14 protein-coding genes are annotated in these 17,375 nt (G+C 37.0%); 11 read left to right on the top strand and 3 right to left on the bottom strand.

Features of this window, described 5'->3' with window-relative positions:
• The first annotated feature begins 224 nt into the window (after positions 1-224).
• The 7 genes from QDN89_RS09260 to QDN89_RS09230 all read left to right on the top strand — a co-directional run bounded on the left by QDN89_RS09260 (position 225) and on the right by QDN89_RS09230 (position 8,161).
• Positions 225-815 carry a fatty acid metabolism transcriptional regulator FadR gene (locus tag QDN89_RS09260; RefSeq protein WP_280769846.1) on the top strand — a complete coding sequence of 197 codons (591 nt, stop codon included), beginning with the start codon at positions 225-227 and terminating at the stop codon, positions 813-815.
• Positions 816-843: 28 nt separating this feature from the next.
• Complete coding sequence (locus tag QDN89_RS09255; protein ID WP_280769845.1) at positions 844-1,626, top strand: enoyl-CoA hydratase; 783 nt, start codon at positions 844-846, stop codon at positions 1,624-1,626.
• Between the two features lie 174 nt (positions 1,627-1,800).
• Positions 1,801-2,571 (top strand): electron transfer flavoprotein subunit beta/FixA family protein, encoded by a 771-nt coding sequence (locus QDN89_RS09250; RefSeq protein ID WP_280769844.1) that lies wholly within the window; start codon positions 1,801-1,803, stop codon positions 2,569-2,571.
• Between the two features lie 18 nt (positions 2,572-2,589).
• Complete coding sequence (locus QDN89_RS09245; RefSeq protein ID WP_280769843.1) at positions 2,590-3,561, top strand: electron transfer flavoprotein subunit alpha/FixB family protein; 972 nt, start codon at positions 2,590-2,592, stop codon at positions 3,559-3,561.
• 434 nt (positions 3,562-3,995) lie between these two features.
• Positions 3,996-4,310: a thioredoxin gene (trxA, locus tag QDN89_RS09240; protein ID WP_280769842.1), complete on the top strand. Its 315-nt coding sequence runs from the start codon at positions 3,996-3,998 to the stop codon at positions 4,308-4,310.
• Between the two features lie 306 nt (positions 4,311-4,616).
• Positions 4,617-6,398 carry an excinuclease ABC subunit UvrC gene (gene uvrC, locus QDN89_RS09235; RefSeq protein ID WP_280769841.1) on the top strand — a complete coding sequence of 594 codons (1,782 nt, stop codon included), beginning with the start codon at positions 4,617-4,619 and terminating at the stop codon, positions 6,396-6,398.
• Between the two features lie 509 nt (positions 6,399-6,907).
• The gene (locus QDN89_RS09230; protein ID WP_280769840.1) at positions 6,908-8,161 is read left to right on the top strand and encodes an aspartate kinase; all 1,254 of its coding nucleotides are present in this window, start codon (positions 6,908-6,910) and stop codon (positions 8,159-8,161) included.
• Positions 8,162-8,223: 62 nt separating this feature from the next.
• Here the strand turns inward: QDN89_RS09230 and QDN89_RS09225 are convergent, their stop codons facing one another.
• From QDN89_RS09225 to QDN89_RS09215, 3 genes are all read right to left on the bottom strand, one after another.
• A complete protein-coding gene (locus tag QDN89_RS09225; protein ID WP_280769839.1) occupies positions 8,224-11,070 on the bottom strand; it encodes an MMPL family transporter in 2,847 nt (948 codons plus the stop codon).
• Positions 11,071-11,073: 3 nt separating this feature from the next.
• Complete coding sequence (locus QDN89_RS09220) at positions 11,074-11,517, bottom strand: MarR family winged helix-turn-helix transcriptional regulator (RefSeq protein ID WP_280769838.1); 444 nt, start codon at positions 11,515-11,517, stop codon at positions 11,074-11,076.
• A gap of 162 nt (positions 11,518-11,679) precedes the next feature.
• Complete coding sequence (locus tag QDN89_RS09215; RefSeq protein ID WP_280769837.1) at positions 11,680-12,120, bottom strand: YslB family protein; 441 nt, start codon at positions 12,118-12,120, stop codon at positions 11,680-11,682.
• A gap of 312 nt (positions 12,121-12,432) precedes the next feature.
• On the opposite strand from QDN89_RS09215, the gene QDN89_RS09210 reads away from it, so the two are divergent.
• The 4 genes from QDN89_RS09210 to sdhB all read left to right on the top strand — a co-directional run bounded on the left by QDN89_RS09210 (position 12,433) and on the right by sdhB (position 17,324).
• Positions 12,433-13,770: a TrkH family potassium uptake protein gene (locus tag QDN89_RS09210; RefSeq protein WP_280769836.1), complete on the top strand. Its 1,338-nt coding sequence runs from the start codon at positions 12,433-12,435 to the stop codon at positions 13,768-13,770.
• A 386-nt stretch (positions 13,771-14,156) separates the two neighbouring features.
• On the top strand, positions 14,157-14,768 hold the full coding sequence (locus tag QDN89_RS09205; protein WP_280769835.1) for a succinate dehydrogenase cytochrome b558 subunit: 612 nt from the start codon (positions 14,157-14,159) through the stop codon (positions 14,766-14,768).
• Positions 14,769-14,790: 22 nt separating this feature from the next.
• Positions 14,791-16,563 (top strand): succinate dehydrogenase flavoprotein subunit, encoded by a 1,773-nt coding sequence (sdhA, locus tag QDN89_RS09200; RefSeq protein ID WP_280769834.1) that lies wholly within the window; start codon positions 14,791-14,793, stop codon positions 16,561-16,563.
• A complete protein-coding gene (sdhB, locus tag QDN89_RS09195; RefSeq protein WP_280769833.1) occupies positions 16,560-17,324 on the top strand; it encodes a succinate dehydrogenase iron-sulfur subunit in 765 nt (254 codons plus the stop codon). The genes sdhA and sdhB overlap by 4 nt, the downstream gene beginning before the upstream one ends.
• Positions 17,325-17,375: the final 51 nt, after the last annotated feature.

Genomic DNA, 17,375 nt, shown 5'->3' with positions numbered 1-17,375 from the left:
GGTAAGTAAGGATACTCTGTCGTTTTCGCTTGCATGATAATGCCCCTAAATAGATGGTTTGAGTTGTTTGTAATTGATACTTACTTTGCCCGACCTAATTTCCTTTATTCACCAAAATATAGAAAAACATCTTTGCAATTGACAGAAGGAAAAGAATACTCTAGAATGAAAATATGAATGAACAATCATTCATTTATGTAGCAATCGATTGAGGAAGTGATCCGATGGGAAAAAAAAGAGGCCAAAAATATGAGCAAATTATTGATGCAGCAGTGAAGGTCATTGCAGAAAATGGTTATTATCATTCACAAGTTTCAAAGATCGCAAAAGAAGCTGGTGTTGCAGATGGAACGATCTATTTATACTTCAAAAATAAGGAAGATATCCTTATTTCTTTGTTTGAAGAAAAAATGGGACATTTTGTTGAGAAGATTAAAGAAAAGATGAAAGATGAGCCATCTGTTGAAAAAAAATTATTAATCTTAATTGAAATGCACTTCATGCAGTTAGAAATGGATCATGATTTAGCAATTGTTACCCAGCTGGAGCTTCGTCAATCAAACATCTCTGTTCGACATAAAGTGAATGAAGTATTAAAAGGTTATCTAACTCTTGTTGATTCCGTTTTGAAAGAAGGAACGGAAACAGGAGTTTTTGAAGAAGGGTTAGACCATCGAATTGCTCGCCAGTTAATATTTGGTGCTATAGATGAAGTGGTGACAAATTGGGTTATGAAAGATCATCGTTATGCATTAGCCCCACTTGCAGAAACCATTCATTATATGTTGCTTAAAGGGCTCAGTAAAAATAATTAAAAACATGACGAAGAAAGGGGTGGATAAGTTGTCTGATTTTTCTTTGATTCAGGTTAAAGTAGAAGACCGCATCGGACTGATTACATTAGATAATCCTCCTGCAAACAGCTTGTCGCAAAAGATGATTCATGAAATTGAAAAGGCTTTTGATGAATTATCTGATGAATCAGAAGTAAAGGTGATTCTTATTTATGGAGAAGGGCGCTTTTTTGCGGCAGGTGCTGATATTAAAGAATTTACATCTGTGAAACATGGAACGCAATTTCGTGAAATGTCCCGAGAAGGTCAGCGAGTATTCAAAAAAATTGAATCATCAACAAAACCAGTAATTGCGGCTATTCATGGTGCTGCATTGGGGGGAGGATTAGAATTAGCACTAGCTTGCCATATGAGGCTTGTTACCGAAGATGCTAAGATCGGGATGCCCGAACTTCAATTAGGTCTAATACCTGGTTTTGCCGGAACTCAGCGATTACCTCGACTGACAAACAAAGCAAAAGCAATTGAAATGATGTTAACTTCTGATCCGGTAAAAGGAGAAGAAGCGGTTGCTATTGGGTTAGCTAATAAGATTTTATCAAACGATGATTTTCTAATTGAAGCAAAAGATTTTGTTAAGAAAATCACTCGTAAAAGTTCACCATCTGTTGCTTATATATTGGAACTGGTCCAAGAAGCTGAGAAAGAACCATTAGAAAGAGGACAAGAAAAGGAAGCCGTAAGATTTGGTGATATGTCTGAGAAATTTGATGCATCAGAAGGAATAAAAGCTTTTATGGAAAAAAGATCTGCTAATTTTGAAGATCGATAATTTAGAAGGATACTAGTTTTTAGTCATTTTTGTAAGCGTTTTAATTTATTTTGTTTGTGGTTTGGCTAAAACACTTTATCTTTTATCTCCATGCTCATAAATAATGGAGAATAGCTATAGATATAAACGTTTTGGTTAGCCTTGTAAATTATAAAAAAATTGGGAGGGACATACATGAACATTTATGTGATCATGAAAAGAACATTTGATACGGAGGAAAAAATCCAGATTGAAAATGGTGAAATCGTTGAAGATGGAGCGGAATTCATTATTAATCCGTATGACGAATATGCCATTGAGGAAGCGATTCAATTGCGTGACGCACACGGAGGAGAAGTAACCTTAGTTACAGTAGGTGACGAGGAAGCAGAAAAACAAATCCGCACTGGGCTTGCAATGGGAGCAGACAAAGCAGTTCTTATTGAAGATGAAGATGTGGAGAATGGAGATCCATATTCCATTCAAGCAATGTTAAGTGCATACTTTAAAGATCAAGAAGTAGACATTATTCTTGGTGGAAACATTGCTGTAGATGGTGGTTCTGGTCAAGTAGGTCCTAGATTGGCTGAACAGCTTGGATTCAATCATGTCACATCGGTTGTAAATATAGAAATTGAAGATGGAAAAGCAAAAATTGAGCGAGATGTGGAAGGTGATCAAGAACATATTGAAGTAGCCTTACCTGTGTTAGTCACTGCTCAGCAAGGGTTAAATGAACCTCGTTATCCATCATTACCTGGAATTATGAAAGCAAAGAAAAAACCTTTAGATACATTGGATTTAGATGATCTTGATTTGGAAGAAGAAGATGTGGAAGGAAAAACGAAAACAATTGAACGGTATTTACCGCCAGAGAAAGCAGCAGGAAAAATACTTGAAGGTGAAGTAGATGAGCAAGTGACAGAACTTATTTCATTATTAAAAAATGAGGCGAAAGTGATATAACAGGAGGGGATGACTAATATGTCTAAAAAAATACTTGTGGTAGGCGAAATCCGTGATGGTGAATTCAGAAATGTTTCTTTTGAAGCAATTGCAGCAGCAAAACAAATGTCCAACGGTGGAGAAATTGTTGGTGCATTATTAGGAGAATCTGTTAGTGACAATGCGACAGAAATGATCTATTTTGGAGCAGACCGTGTCGTAACGGTTGAAAGTGATAAGTTAAAGCATTATACACCAGAAGGTTATTCTCAAGCTCTTCATGCTATCGTGGAACAAGAAAACCCTGATGGAATATTAATAGGACACACGTCGATAGGTAGAGATCTTTCTCCTAAAATAGCAAGTCGATTGAAGTCTGGACTTGTTTCTGATGTCGTATCCCTAGAAGTTGCTGAAGATGAAGTGATTTTCACACGACCAATTTATTCAGGTAAAGCATTTGAAAAAGTTGTCGTCAACGAAGGTGTGACGTTTGCTACATTGCGTCCAAATAACATTCCAGCATTGGATAAAGATGACTCTCGTTCTGGAACAGTTGATAGCTTAGACGTAGAGATAAAAGACTTACAAACAATTATTAAAGAAGTAGTGAAAAATACTGCTTCAGGTGTAGATCTTTCGGAAGCATCTGTCATTGTAGCTGGTGGGCGTGGAATGAAAGGCGAAGAAAACTTTAAGATACTTGATGAATTAGCAGAAGTTCTTGGAGGAGCTGTAGGTGCATCTAGAGGAGCCTGTGACGCTGAATATTGTGATTACGCTTTACAAATTGGTCAAACTGGTAAAGTAGTTACCCCAGATTTGTATATTGCAGTAGGTTTAAGTGGAGCGATACAGCACGTGGCTGGTATGTCGAACTCCAAAGTTATTGTGGCAATAAATAAAGATCCAGAAGCAGAAATTTTCCAAATTGCTGATTATGGAATTGTCGGAGATCTATTCGATATTCTTCCTAAATTAACGGAAGAATTTAAAAAAGTATTAGTTTAAATTTTATCTAAATAGGCTAAGAGAAGATAAGTAATACTCTCTTAGCTTTTTTTAGGTTTGGCAAATGTTATTGTTAAATGTGATGGTAGAAAGTATCTCCAAAATAAATTAGTTAACTTTGACGCTATCACAAATAAACTGCCCAGAATGTTGGGAAAACTGTTTAGACAGAGAATGATTCCATATGCTTAAAATGGACGTACACCATCTTGAGAGTAAAACAAAGAGAGAACATGTATATTCTACTAAGCAATTTTTTTGCTTAGTTTTTGTAAATTCGTTATGATGGAATTAGTGGAAAAATTTTTGGTTATTCTATAAAGGTAACTAAGCAAATATATTTCATTTTGTAAGTAAGTTGGTTATAATACCTTATAGGGTAATTTTAAAAATTATACTAATTGATTTTTGAAAGATAATGAGGAGGAATAAAAATGGCAATTGTAAATGTAACGGATCAAAACTTTTCTACGGAGACAACGCAAGGGGTAGTTCTTGCAGACTTTTGGGCACCTTGGTGTGGACCTTGTAAAATGATAGCTCCTGTACTTGAAGAATTAGACGGTGAAATGGGAGATAAAGTGAAAATTGTGAAACTTGATGTAGATGAAAACCAAGAAACTGCTAGTAAATATGGTGTGATGAGTATTCCAACACTTCTTGTCTTTAAAGATGGAGAAGTTGTGGATCAAATTGTTGGTTTCCAACCTAAAGAAGCACTTGCAGGGACGCTAAATAAACATCTATAATAATTTCAAGTGGCTGTCCTAATTTAATTGGGGCAGCCCTTTTAAAAGAAATTTATTGGCCGCTTTTATAGATAATCGTTCAAACTAACGGTGCTTGTCCTTTGATTGTTTAGTGAGAATATACAAAATAACACAAGCTGCTTCAGGTTTCCTAATAACCCTTTCTGTATGGGTTGCTAGGAAACCTGAAGTTTTTCAACGATAAGTAGATGCAAATTTAGAGAGTATTCTTTTGCTCGTCATACTGGAAACGAAGAAAAACACCGTGATATAGTGAGGTTATCAGTTTCATAAAGGAGATTACTAATGGAACAACTAAAAGAAAAAATCCAATTGCTCCCTGCTCAACCTGGGTGCTATTTAATGAAAAATAAACATGGTACAGTCATTTATACTGGAAAAGCAAAAGTTCTTCGAAATCGTGTTCGATCCTATTTTACTGGAGCCCATGATAAAAAAACACAACGCCTTGTTAGTGAAATTACTGATTTCGAATATATTGTTACTTCCTCTAATTTAGAGGCACTCGTGTTAGAACAAAACTTAATTAAAAAATATCAACCTCGTTACAATGTGCTTTTGAAAGATGATAAAACCTACCCTTTTTTAAAAATTACAAAGGAAGAACATCCACGCCTCCTTACAACGAGAAAAGTCAAAAAAGATGGTGCTAAATATTTCGGGCCATACCCAAATGCTCAAGCAGCAAATGAAACGAAAAAACTGTTGGACCGACTTTATCCACTAAGAAAATGTCGAACGTTACCTGATCGCGTTTGTTTGTATTATCACATTGGACAATGTCTAGCTCCATGTGAGTTTCCAGTATCAAAAGAAACGAATAACTCTCTTGTTTCTGACATCACAAAATTTTTAAACGGTGGTCACCAATCAGTGAAAGAGAACCTAACAGAAAAAATGTATAAAGCTTCTGATGCTCTAGATTTCGAACGCGCAAAAGAATTGAGAGATCAAGTAAAACATATTGAAGCGGTGATGGAAAAACAAAAAATGACGATTACCGATCAAGTGAATCGTGATGTGTTTGCTTATTACGTAGATAAAGGTTGGATGTGTGTTCAGGTGTTTTTCGTCCGTCAAGGTAAACTGATAGAAAGAGATGTGTCGCTTTTCCCAATTTATCAAGATCCTGAAGACGATTTCTATGCATTTCTCGGTCAATTTTACTTGGAAGATCACCATAAAAAACCTGCCGAAATATTTCTACCTGAAGGAATTGATCCAGTTATTACATCTGAGTTTTTAGGGATAAGAGCGGTTCAACCTAAAAGAGGACAAAAGAAAGAATTGATAGAATTAGCGACAAAAAATGCAAAACTTGCCTTACAAGAAAAGTTTGATCTAATCGAACGAAAAGAGCAAAAAACAATCGTTGCTGTTGAAAAACTAGGTCAAGCAATGAATATTGATACACCATACAGGATAGAAGCATTTGATAACTCCAACATCCAAGGAGTTGATCCTGTTTCCGCGATGGTATCTTTTGTCGATGGAAAACCAGATAAAAATAATTACAGGAAGTATAAAATTAAAACGGTTACTGGCCCTGACGATTATGAATCAATGCGAGAAGTGGTTAGGCGCCGATATTTAAGACTTTTAAAAGAAGAACAGGCGTTACCTGATTTAATTGTTATTGATGGAGGAAAGGGGCAAATTTCAGCAGCTCAGAGCGTATTAGAAGATGAATTAGCTTTGTCCATCCCTGTATGCGGGTTAGTAAAAGATGATAAACATCGCACTTCCCAGCTCATGATTGGAGATCCTCCTGAAGTTGTAACGTTATCTAAAACAAGTCATGAGTTTTACTTGTTACAACGAATACAAGATGAAGTACATCGATTTGCGATTAGTTTTCACCGGAATATACGTAAAAAGAACATGTTTACATCTATTTTAGATAAAGTTGATGGAATCGGCGATAAGCGCAAACGCTTGCTATTAAAGGAATTTGGTTCGTTAAAACGATTAAAAGAGGCGTCAATAGAAGAAATTAGGAGTGTAGGGGTACCTCAGTCGGTTGCTGAAAGCTTAAGAAGTATCATCGACGATGAAGAGAATAAATGACGATAGATGCGTGTTGCGATGGTTACTATCGTTTGTTAATCTAATGAATGAGTTTTGTAAAGCGATGACCTGACGTTAATAGAAGTGTTAACAGTGCAGTGACAACTAAGGTGAAGACAATGATACATTTCATTGATCTCAGTCTCATATTCTTTTATACCATGAGGTTGTCTTGTTGTTTTAGAGAGCTATCTTACCTAATATGGACTTAAAAAGATTTACGAAGAAGTAAGATAGATCTCCCTGTCGTTTTTTTGTTTTCTAGCTGGTATATTTTCTAACAACATGATTTTGAAAACTTCATCATTATACCTTTATAAAGGTGATATTTGTAACTTACGATGAATGTGAACATCTTAGTTTAACTAGAAATATCCGAACATTCATCAAATTATGAGATTTTTGAAGCTTTAGTATTTTTAGAAATGAAGGTCTTCTCCAAAATGAAATGGATTGAAGAAGGATTGTTAGAACAAAATTAATAGTTAAACTATGAGGAGGCGTTCATATTGACAACGGTTGTTCAGAAATTTGGAGGAACTTCAGTAGGTGATGTCACAAAGATCAAGCGGGTGGCTGAGAAGATTAAAAAAAGAATGGATGAAGGTAAAAAGGTTGTCACTGTTGTATCTGCAATGGGAAAATCAACTGATAAATTGGTCGAATTAGCCAATGATATTACCGATAGTCCAGATCCAAGAGAAATGGATATGCTGTTGACTACTGGTGAGCAAGTTACCATTTCTCTTGTCGTAATGGCGTTGAAAGAATTAGGTGTTGACGCGGTTTCATTAACTGGTTGGCAAGCGGGGATTGAGACAGAAGATGTCCACCAAGATGCACGTATTACGGATATAAATACAGAGAACTTAGAAGCACACTTAAACGATGGGAAAGCTGTCCTTGTTGCTGGTTTCCAAGGAGTAAGTGAAAATGGAGATATTACAACTCTTGGGCGAGGTGGATCAGACACAACAGCAGTAGCATTAGCGGCTGCGTTAAATGCAGAAACGTGCTCGATCTTCACTGATGTTACTGGAGTTTATACTGCTGATCCGCGTTACGTGAAAAACGCAAGGCAATTAGATAGTATTTCATACGATGAAATGCTTGAACTAGCCAACTTAGGAGCTGGGGTATTACATCCAAGAGCCGTTGAATTCGCAAAAAATTATCAAGTATCCCTTGTTGTGCGTTCAAGCATGGAAGAAGTGGAAGGGACGATTGTCGAGGAGGAAGCATCTATGGAACAAAACTTAATAGTAAGAGGTTTAGCGTTTGAAGATGGGTTAACAAAAATAACGATTGAACGTTTACCAAATCAATTTGATACAATGAGTACGTTATTCTCTCTCTTAGCGGAAGAAGGAATTAATGTCGATATGATTATCCAACAGAATACGTCAGATCACGCATTGAACGTGTCTTGTACGATCAACACATCTGAACTTGGCAAAGCAATTGATTTACTTCATGATAATAAAGCTACATTATGCTATAGTTTAATTCGTCATGAAAGTTCTTTAGCAAAAGTATCGATTGTTGGTTCTGGAATGGTTTCTAACCCTGGTGTCGCCGCTGACATGTTTAAAGTGTTAGGTGATGAAGAAATAGAGTTGAAGATGGTAAGTACGTCTGAGATTGCAGTATCTGCTGTTGTACCGGACGAATACATGGTGAAAGCTGCTGAATCGTTACACGCGTACTTTGGTTTAGATGCTAACGAAAAAGCAAAAATTGAAGCAGTAAAAGAAATTGTCTAACTAAAATAGAAAAAGCAGCATGGGATTTTTCCCATGCTGCTTTTTGTGTAATCAATTTGGGACTACCGTGAGGTCTTGTCTTGCTCCGGCTTTTTGAATGGTAACCAATTTTTATCGCCAAATATTGTAACCATCACAGGAACGAATAATGGAAGCATGACGAGGGAATACAACATTAACCCTGTTAAGACTAACGTACCTATTTGAACTAATGATAGTACTCCTGAAGGCATCATGGCACCAAATGTCCCAGCTAAGATGATCGCAGCAGATAAAATAACCGTTCCAATTTGGGCCATTGCTGATACGAGAGCTTCCTTCACAGGCATCAGCTTTATATTCTCACCAAAACGTCCCATAAGGAAAATGGAATAATCTACTCCTAAAGCCATTAACATAACAAAACCAAAAAATGGGACAGCCCAACTGATTCCAGCATAACCAAGTATAGTTACAAAAATCAACTCAGTAAATGCCATAGAAGCAATATAAGTTAAAAGTAGAGAAGCGATAATATAAACGGGCATTATGATAGATTTCAACAGAATGATGAGAACGATGAAAATTCCTGATAGCATAATGAATGCTGTTCGATTAAAATCTTCGTCGGATATCATTTGTAAGTCTCGATTGACGGCTGAGAGACCGCCTAGAGAAAATCGAATATTATCTTCTAAAGTAGAGCCTTTAACGGCATTGGAAACTTGATCTTCAACTAATTCAACGACTTCTATCGCTTCATTACTGTAAGGGTTGATAGAAAGAACGACATCAAGCAAAGCGACGTGTTGGTTAGGAGTCATAAATAAATCAACTAGTTCATCCATACCCCCATCTTCAAATGCCTTTTCAGGGACGAAAAAACCTTCCATAGGATGAGGAGATTGGTTGGAAATATCATCTAATAATTCCTCAACTTCTGACATTCCATCTTGGATTTCCTCTATTCCTTCAGATAGTTCATAAAGACCTTCAGCAAGGTCACTGTAACTAACCTGAATTTCATCGAATGCTTTTTGAATATCGGATTGTCCTTCCTGGATTTCTTCCAAACCTGAAGATACGGTTCTCATTTCATCAGCAATATTATTCTGATTATCTGCTAACGCTCGAAGTCCTTCTTCTATGTCTCTAAAACCACCATTTAATTCTTCTATCCCACTTGTGAAAGGGATTAAGGACTGAGATAGTTCAGGAGGAATGGAACCTCCTCCTATTTGTTGTTCAAGCTGATCATTAAGTTGAGTTAATTCTATTCGAAGCTGATTAATCCCATCAGCAGAGTCTTCGGTTGCTTGCCCTGTTTGATCCACCCCATCAGCTAATTCCTGTTGCCCTTCTTGGATGTCAGAGGTGCCAGCCATTACTTCTTCTACACCTTCACTAGCATCAGATAAATCGTTATCCTGACTAAGTTCATCAGAGATTTCTATAAGGGCTTCGTGAACATCATCTAGACCCTCGTCCATCTCCTTTAATGCTTCAGCTAATTCACCAGCTATAAAAGGTATACGAAAATCTTCGACGACAATACCTTCTGGACGAGTCGCGCTGCGAACTTCTTCTACTTCATCTAATTTCGATATCTCTGTGCTGATTAATTCGATATATGGAACCATGGATGATTGATCCCATGTTTCGTCAGATTCAATAACAATATTTATAGGGAAAGAATATCCTTCACCAAACTTTTCTGATATTAATTGAATAGCATGAACAGATGGATAGTCATCACTAATTTCATCTAATGAATCGTAAGATAGTTTTTGATCGTAAAAAAGAGCAGCAGGAATCAACAATAGCGCAAGGATCATCAACGTCCAGCCAGGTTTATAAACAGAAAATCGACCTAATGTACTCCATAATCTACTTTGGGTTGTTTCAAGTCCTCCTTTAGAAGGCCAAAATAATTTATCGCCGAGTAAAAGCATGGATGCAGGGATCCAAATCCATAAAGCGGCAATTAATATAATGATCCCGACAGCGACTCCAACAGCAGATTGGTATAAATCAAAGTCTGCTAACCCAATGGCTGCAAATCCGATAAATCCAGTTAATGCACTTGAAAATACAGTTGCGCCAACAGCACGATAAGTTTGTTTCATCGCAGTAACACGATCTGCACCGCGTATCAGTTCTTCCTTAAATCTCGTTAATAACAAAATACAATAATCAGTTCCAATTCCAAATAAAATCGCAACGATAAAAATTTGTGTGAAGTTGGATACAGGGAATTGAAAAGAATCTATAAGAAAGGCAACAACAGAAATCGTTACTAAATAAGTAGCACCTACGGTAATAAGTGGGATAAAAGGTGCAGCCAAAGACCGGAATACGATAAATAAAATGGATAAAACAAAAATGACAGTAATGATTTCCGTTGTTGCTAATCCTTCTTCAGAACTTATAATAACGTCATCCTCTATGATGGATGAGCCGCTCATAAAGTGATCTACACCTGTCACTGTGATTGCTTTTTCGATATTGTCTCTAACGAGTGGAATATCATTTAAGTTAATATCCATCGTGACGATTCCCATCATTGTTGTACCATCTTCACTGATGAGAAATTCTTCTTGCTCTTCTGAATCTAATGGACTCGTGATTTCTTCAATAGGATAGCCGTCTATTTCACTGCCAAGAGATGTTAGTTTAGCATGAACATCATCTATTTGAGAGGTTTGAAGGCCACTTTCTTCATAATATACAATAAGAATAGATTGCCCTGAAGCTCCTTCATTTTGTTTTAATATTTCATCAGTAACGGAAGTAGTGTAATGATCTGGTATGCTAAACTGTCCTTTTTCTCGAACAAGTTGATCCATATCAGGACTTGCAAAAAAGAGCCAAGCTCCAACGACAATCCAAACAATTGGTAAGGCATAAATCCATCGGTAAGTAGATTTCATCGTTTATTCTTCCTCCTTATTAAGAAGGTGGTTGATTTTTTTATATACAGATAAAAAAGTTTCTACTTCCTCTGTATCTAGTTGTTGAAAGTAGGTTGCAATAAAATCAACCATAGCTTTTTTAGACTCATTGTAAATTTCAATTCCTTTAGTCGTTATTTCAACTTGGATATGACGTCGATCTTCATGACTTTGAGTCCGTTTCACTAGCCCTTTTGCTTCGAGTCTAGTTGTTTTGGACGTAACAGCGCTTTTATGCACACCTGTATGTTCAGCAAGTTCTTTCGCTGTTGCTGGACCGCTCATTACTAAGACTCTAAGGATGCCATATTGTTCGATAGACATAGAAATGACTTTCTCAGATAACAGTTTCTCAATTTTTTTCGTTGCAAATAAATAGACACTGGCGTATTGTTCAATCAGTTCTTCCATTCTGTGATTATCCATATGTCCATGCCCCCATGTTGATAAGTATAAAAATAGTTTATAGGATAAACTATTTTTTAGCAATGAATTGGACGGTGGAGTTTATGCTAGGATTTGTTATCGTTCCGTATTATAAAAATAAGCACCTGCAAATTTGCAGGTGCTTAAAAGTAGAATGCTAGATTATTTCAAAGCATCGTTTTGAGTCGAATCTTTTTTATCCCATCGAACGATGATAGAAATAGTTAGTGGTTTTTTTCTTTTGATGGAATAGGAAGCTTCGGAAACGACTCCTTTTTCCAACTCTATCATTTGAGCAAGAAACCCAGTTTCTAAAGAAAATGGCCGATCTTTATTTTGGTGAACAGCAACCAATTCATAAACCCGCTCTTGTCGCTTTTCTTTTTCTAATTTTAACGTTCCCCAGTTTGCTTGCATAAAAAAGTCAGTACTATTAAAGGATTCAAGTTGTTCTATTTTCTTTCGGGCGACTGATTTTCCTGCCCAGTATAGAATCATTGCTTCATCTTCCCCTAATAATTCTGGTAACAGTTCATGCCTTAGTAAATCATAGCTATAAGCAGAAACTTGAGAGTCTTGCTGAGAGTTTTCGTTATCTGTCATCCATCTCATCCTTCATTCAATGTTGTCTCAAAGCTTTCGCTCATCTTTCATCATCTTATCATAAACCCGAAAAAAATTGGTTTAATTCCTTGAAAAGATTTCATTCCATCAAACTTTACAAATGAATAGCAAAAAGTTTATTAAGTCATTTTCATGAAATTGTCCACATTTTACCTTCATACTGAATAATCACTTCTTGTCATTGATGCAAGGAAAACGGGATAAATCATAATTCTCATATGGAAACCTTTGGGTGTCCATGGTATACTGAATCTCGAATTTGATAGGAAGACTAGGTAGGTGAAATAGAAAATGACAAAAGTGTTAAGTCCTTTTAAAATTATCGTCATTTCATACATAGTAGCAATGTTTTTATTTAGTGTGTTTCTTTATTTACCGGTTTCTGCTCTAGAAGGGGTAAGTGTTTCATACTCAGAAGCTCTTTTTACATCGGTTAGTGCAGTCAGCGTCACAGGGCTAACAGTAGTCAATGTTTCAGAAACGTATAGCCCTATAGGTGTGTTTTTTTTAGCGATGGCGATTCAACTTGGGGGAATTGGTGTCATGACCTTAGGAACGTTTGTATGGATGGTACTAGGGAGAAAAATTCCACTTTCCCAACGGATGTTGATTATGGTCGATCAAAATCAAATTTCCTTTTCTGGTTTAGTGAAATTGATGAGAGGAATTTTGTTAGTCGCATTTGGGATTGAAATCATTGGTGCGTTTATTTTAGGGACGTATTATTTGAATTATTTTGATACGACATTAGAAGCTTATTACCAAGGGGCGTTTGGTGCTTTATCAGCTTTTACAAATGCAGGGTTTGATGTTACAGGTGAATCATTGATCCCTTTCGCTAATGATTATTTTGTACAACTTGTTAACATTCTCCTTATTTTTGCAGGGGCAATAGGCTTTCCGGTATTAATGGAGTTAAAGGAATATTTCTCTTCTAAGAGTCCGAATTTTCGCTTTAGTTTGTTCACAAAAATTACGACTTCCACTTACTTTATTGTCTTTTTTATCGGTATGTTTGGTCTATGGCTTATAGAAAGAACAGAGTTTTATGATGGGATGTCATGGCACCAACAGCTGTTTTTTTCCATGTTTAATTCAGCGACAGCTAGAAGTGGTGGGTTAGCTACGATGGATGTATCGAATTTGACTTTAGCTAGTCTACTTTTGATTTCAGGGCTGATGATTATTGGTGCAAGCCCATCCAGTGTAGGTGGTGGTATTCGAACGACGACCCTTGCAGTCATGTTTTTAACGATTCGGAGTTTTGCATTAGGGAGAACGGACGTAAAAGTTTTTGGAAGAGAAATTCACCAAGAAGATCGACAAAAGGCATTTATTGTATTATCCGTTTTTGTTGTCGGATTATTTGCTTCGATTATATTAATATCTGCTTTTGAGAGTAGTGGTGAGGTCGAGTTAATGGCAATCATTTTCGAAGCTAGTTCAGCATTTGGAACATGTGGTTTATCAATGGGGATTACTCCAGACTTAACCTTACCTAGTCAAATGACGTTGATGTTATTGATGCTAATAGGACGTGTTGGTTTAGTGGCGTTTCTATTTTCTATTCGGGCAAAACAAAAGAAGACTCATTTCAAATATCCAACAGAAAGAGTCATCATTGGGTAAACATTATAATAGTATTGTAAAAGAATACGATGTTATATGATGAGCAAGTGAAACTAATATGTTAAAAGACGCCTTTATCTTGAGATGAGGCGTCTTTTACAAATAAATTCGCTTTATTTTTTATAAGTTTTTATCAGAAAATTTCAATGATTGTGCCATAATGAACGCTTTTCTGTTAAAATATTAACTGATACCGCTTTCTTGACGAAGGTGGTCGATAGGAGTAAAATGAAACTGTCATAAATTATTCATTTAATGGCTTTTTGGGGTATTGACAAATATTTCACAATCATTTTAAAATCGTCAATTTCAGAAAAAGGAGGTTACTTGTTTAGTCTTATTTTTTGAATCTCCAGAATACAAACATAATAGGGGGAGAGAAAGCAATGTCTACCAATCGCGAATTTTTTTACAGAAAACTTCATTCTTTACTAGGGGTTATACCAGTGGGGGCTTTTTTGATTGTCCACTTAACGGTAAACTACTTTGCAGTAAGAGGACCTGAAGCATACAATCAGGCTTCTCACTTTATGGAAAATCTTCCATTCCGATATTTCTTAGAAATTACATTGATCTTTTTACCGCTGATTTTCCATGCTGTATACGGACTTTATATTGCTTTTCAAGCAAAACATAATACTTCTACATATAGCTATTTTAGAAATTGGATGTTTAGACTCCAACGAATTACCGGAGTTATCGTACTAATATTCGTAGCATGGCACGTTTGGGAAACGAGAATTGCAGCAGCATTAGGAGCAGAAGTGAATTTTGATATGATGGCCGAAATTGTTTCCAACCCATTTGCTTTAATTCTATATATTATTGGTATTACTGCTACGACATTCCATTTTGCTAATGGACTTTGGTCGTTTGCAATCACTTGGGGGATTACCGTTTCACCAAGGTCTCAGCAGATTGCAACATACGCAACAATGGCCATTTTTGTAGCATTAACATTTGTTGGAATTCGTTCCATTTTAGCGTTTGTCGGTTAGTCAAAAAAAAGGGGTGTTCAAGATGAGCAAAGGGAAAATAACCGTTGTCGGTGGAGGCCTTGCAGGTCTTATGGCAACGATAAAAGCAGCAGAAGCAGGAATGTCAGTTGATTTATTTTCTGTCGTGCCTGTAAAACGATCTCACTCCGTTTGTGCTCAAGGCGGGATTAATGGAGCTTTGAATACAAAGGGTGAAGGAGACTCTACATGGGAGCACTTTGATGATTCAGTATACGGAGGAGACTTCTTAGCGAACCAACCTCCAGTTAAAGCTATGTGCGATGCAGCACCTGGCATTATCCACTTATTAGACCGTATGGGAGTGATGTTTAACCGAACAGCAGAAGGTCTTTTAGCTCTTCGTCGATTCGGTGGAACACAGCATCACCGAACAGCTTATGCTGGTGCAACAACAGGCCAACAGTTGCTGTACGCACTTGACGAGCAAGTACGTCGTTTTGAAGTAAGTGGATTGGTAAAGAAATATGAAGGTTGGGAGTTTTTGCACGCCGTAATAGATGACGATGGCATTTGTCGAGGTATGACAGCTCAAGATCTTAACTCTTCAGAAATTCAATCCTTCCGCAGCGATGCAGTGATTCTTGCAACTGGTGGACCTGGAATTATCTTTGGTAAATCAACGAATTCGATGATTAATACAGGATATGCAGCAGGAGCCGTATATGAACAAGGGGCATACTATGCAAACGGGGAATTTATTCAGATCCACCCTACAGCGATTCCTGGTGATGACAAGTTAAGGTTAATGAGTGAGTCAGCACGAGGTGAAGGTGGACGAGTATGGACGTATGACGAGAATGGAAAACCTTGGTATTTCTTGGAAGAGAAGTACCCTGCATATGGAAATTTAGTGCCGCGTGATATTGCTACTCGTGAAATATTCCACGTTTGTGTTGATTTAAAACGAGGAATAAATGGTGAAAACATGGTATACCTTGATCTTTCACATAAAGATCCGAAAGAATTAGATCTTAAATTAGGTGGGATCATGGAAATTTATGAAAAGTTCATGGGAGACGATCCACGTAAAGTTCCGATGAAAATCTTTCCTGCTGTTCACTATTCTATGGGTGGACTATGGGTAGATTATAATCAAATGACGAACATTCCAGGACTTTTTGCTGCAGGGGAAGTTGACTATTCTATTCACGGGGCTAATCGTTTAGGTGCTAATTCGTTACTTTCTTCGATTTATGGTGGAATGGTTGCTGGACCAAAAGCGTCTGAATACATTGATGGTCTTGAAAAAAGGGCCGAAGACATTGATAGCAGTGTGTTTGAAAACCAAGTTAAACAAGATCAGGCTGAATTGGAAGAAATTTTGAGCATGTCTGGAAATGAAAATGCGTTTAAACTGCATCAAGAGCTAGGAAACTTGATGACTGAAAACGTAACGGTAGTTCGTGAAAACGATAAGTTAAAAGCAACAGATGAAAAGATTGCTGAATTACTAGAACGATACAAAAACATTAATATTGGTGATACATCTAAATGGACGAATCAAAGCGCAGCATTTGTTCGTCAGCTTCGAGGAATGATGAACTTAGCTAGAGTCATAACGGTTGGTGCATATAATCGTAATGAAAGTCGTGGAGCACATTATAAACCAGAGTTCCCAGAACGTAACGATGAAGAATTCTTAAAAACGACGAAAGCTAAATATAACCCAGAGACGAAGTCTCCAGAATTTGAATATGAAGACGTGGACGTTTCTCTTATTACTCCTCGTAAGCGAGACTATACTTCCAAGAAAAAGGCTGGTGAGAAGGCATGAGTGAAAAAGTAATAGAACTTGTGATCAAACGTCAAGCCGATCAAAATAGTGAGCCGTTTGAGGAAAAGTTTAAAATACCTTATCGTACGAACATGAATGTCATTTCTGCGTTGATGGAGATTCGTAGGAATCCAGTGAATGCAAATGGAGAAACAACAACAGCTGTAGCTTGGGATGCAAGTTGTCTAGAGGAAGTATGTGGAGCTTGCTCCATGATCATTAATGGTAAACCTCGGCAATCTTGTACGGCACTAATTGATCAGTTAGAACAGCCTATCAAACTTGAACCAATGAATACTTTTCCTGTTCTTAGGGATTTGACCATTGATAGAAGTCGTATGTTTGATTCGCTAAAACGAGTCAAAGCTTGGGTGCCGATTGATGGCACATACGACTTAGGACCAGGACCGAGAATGCCTGAGGCAAAACGACAGTGGGCGTATGAATTATCAAAATGTATGACTTGTGGCGTATGTTTGGAAGCTTGTCCAAATGTAAATAGCAAATCAGAATTTATTGGACCTGCCGCTTTGTCTCAAGTTCGTCTATTTAATGCTCACCCAACTGGTGGAATGCATAAAGCAGAACGTCTTGAAACGTTAATGGATGGAGAAGGTGGCCTATCTAATTGTGGAAATTCACAAAACTGTGTGCAAGCTTGTCCGAAGGGGATTCCACTTACAACATCCATTGCAGCACTTAATCGTGAAACGTCATTACAATCATTTAAGAATTTTTTTGGCACAGATCATACAGCGTAATAGTAGTGAAAAAAGGGCAAAGAGCCCTTTTTTTTGTAAAATAAATGAATG

Origin of the sequence: Salipaludibacillus daqingensis (assembly GCF_029891575.1) — a bacterium.
Classification (GTDB): domain Bacteria; phylum Bacillota; class Bacilli; order Bacillales; family Salisediminibacteriaceae; genus Salipaludibacillus; species Salipaludibacillus daqingensis.
This window is presented reverse-complemented; position numbering and strand designations above follow the sequence as displayed.

Excerpts from the sequence above, each read along its gene's own strand:
- uvrC (WP_280769841.1), top strand. The coding sequence starts at position 4,617 with ATGGAACAACTAAAAGAAAAAATCCAATTGCTCCCTGCTCAACCTGGG.
- sdhB (WP_280769833.1), top strand. The coding sequence starts at position 16,560 with ATGAGTGAAAAAGTAATAGAACTTGTGATCAAACGTCAAGCCGATCAA.
- QDN89_RS09205 (WP_280769835.1), top strand. The coding sequence starts at position 14,157 with ATGTCTACCAATCGCGAATTTTTTTACAGAAAACTTCATTCTTTACTA.
- QDN89_RS09210 (WP_280769836.1), top strand. The coding sequence starts at position 12,433 with ATGACAAAAGTGTTAAGTCCTTTTAAAATTATCGTCATTTCATACATA.
- trxA (WP_280769842.1), top strand. The coding sequence starts at position 3,996 with ATGGCAATTGTAAATGTAACGGATCAAAACTTTTCTACGGAGACAACG.
- QDN89_RS09215 (WP_280769837.1), bottom strand. The coding sequence starts at position 12,120 with ATGACAGATAACGAAAACTCTCAGCAAGACTCTCAAGTTTCTGCTTAT.
- sdhA (WP_280769834.1), top strand. The coding sequence starts at position 14,791 with ATGAGCAAAGGGAAAATAACCGTTGTCGGTGGAGGCCTTGCAGGTCTT.
- QDN89_RS09260 (WP_280769846.1), top strand. The coding sequence starts at position 225 with ATGGGAAAAAAAAGAGGCCAAAAATATGAGCAAATTATTGATGCAGCA.
- QDN89_RS09225 (WP_280769839.1), bottom strand. The coding sequence starts at position 11,070 with ATGAAATCTACTTACCGATGGATTTATGCCTTACCAATTGTTTGGATT.
- QDN89_RS09220 (WP_280769838.1), bottom strand. The coding sequence starts at position 11,517 with ATGGATAATCACAGAATGGAAGAACTGATTGAACAATACGCCAGTGTC.
- QDN89_RS09245 (WP_280769843.1), top strand. The coding sequence starts at position 2,590 with ATGTCTAAAAAAATACTTGTGGTAGGCGAAATCCGTGATGGTGAATTC.
- QDN89_RS09250 (WP_280769844.1), top strand. The coding sequence starts at position 1,801 with ATGAACATTTATGTGATCATGAAAAGAACATTTGATACGGAGGAAAAA.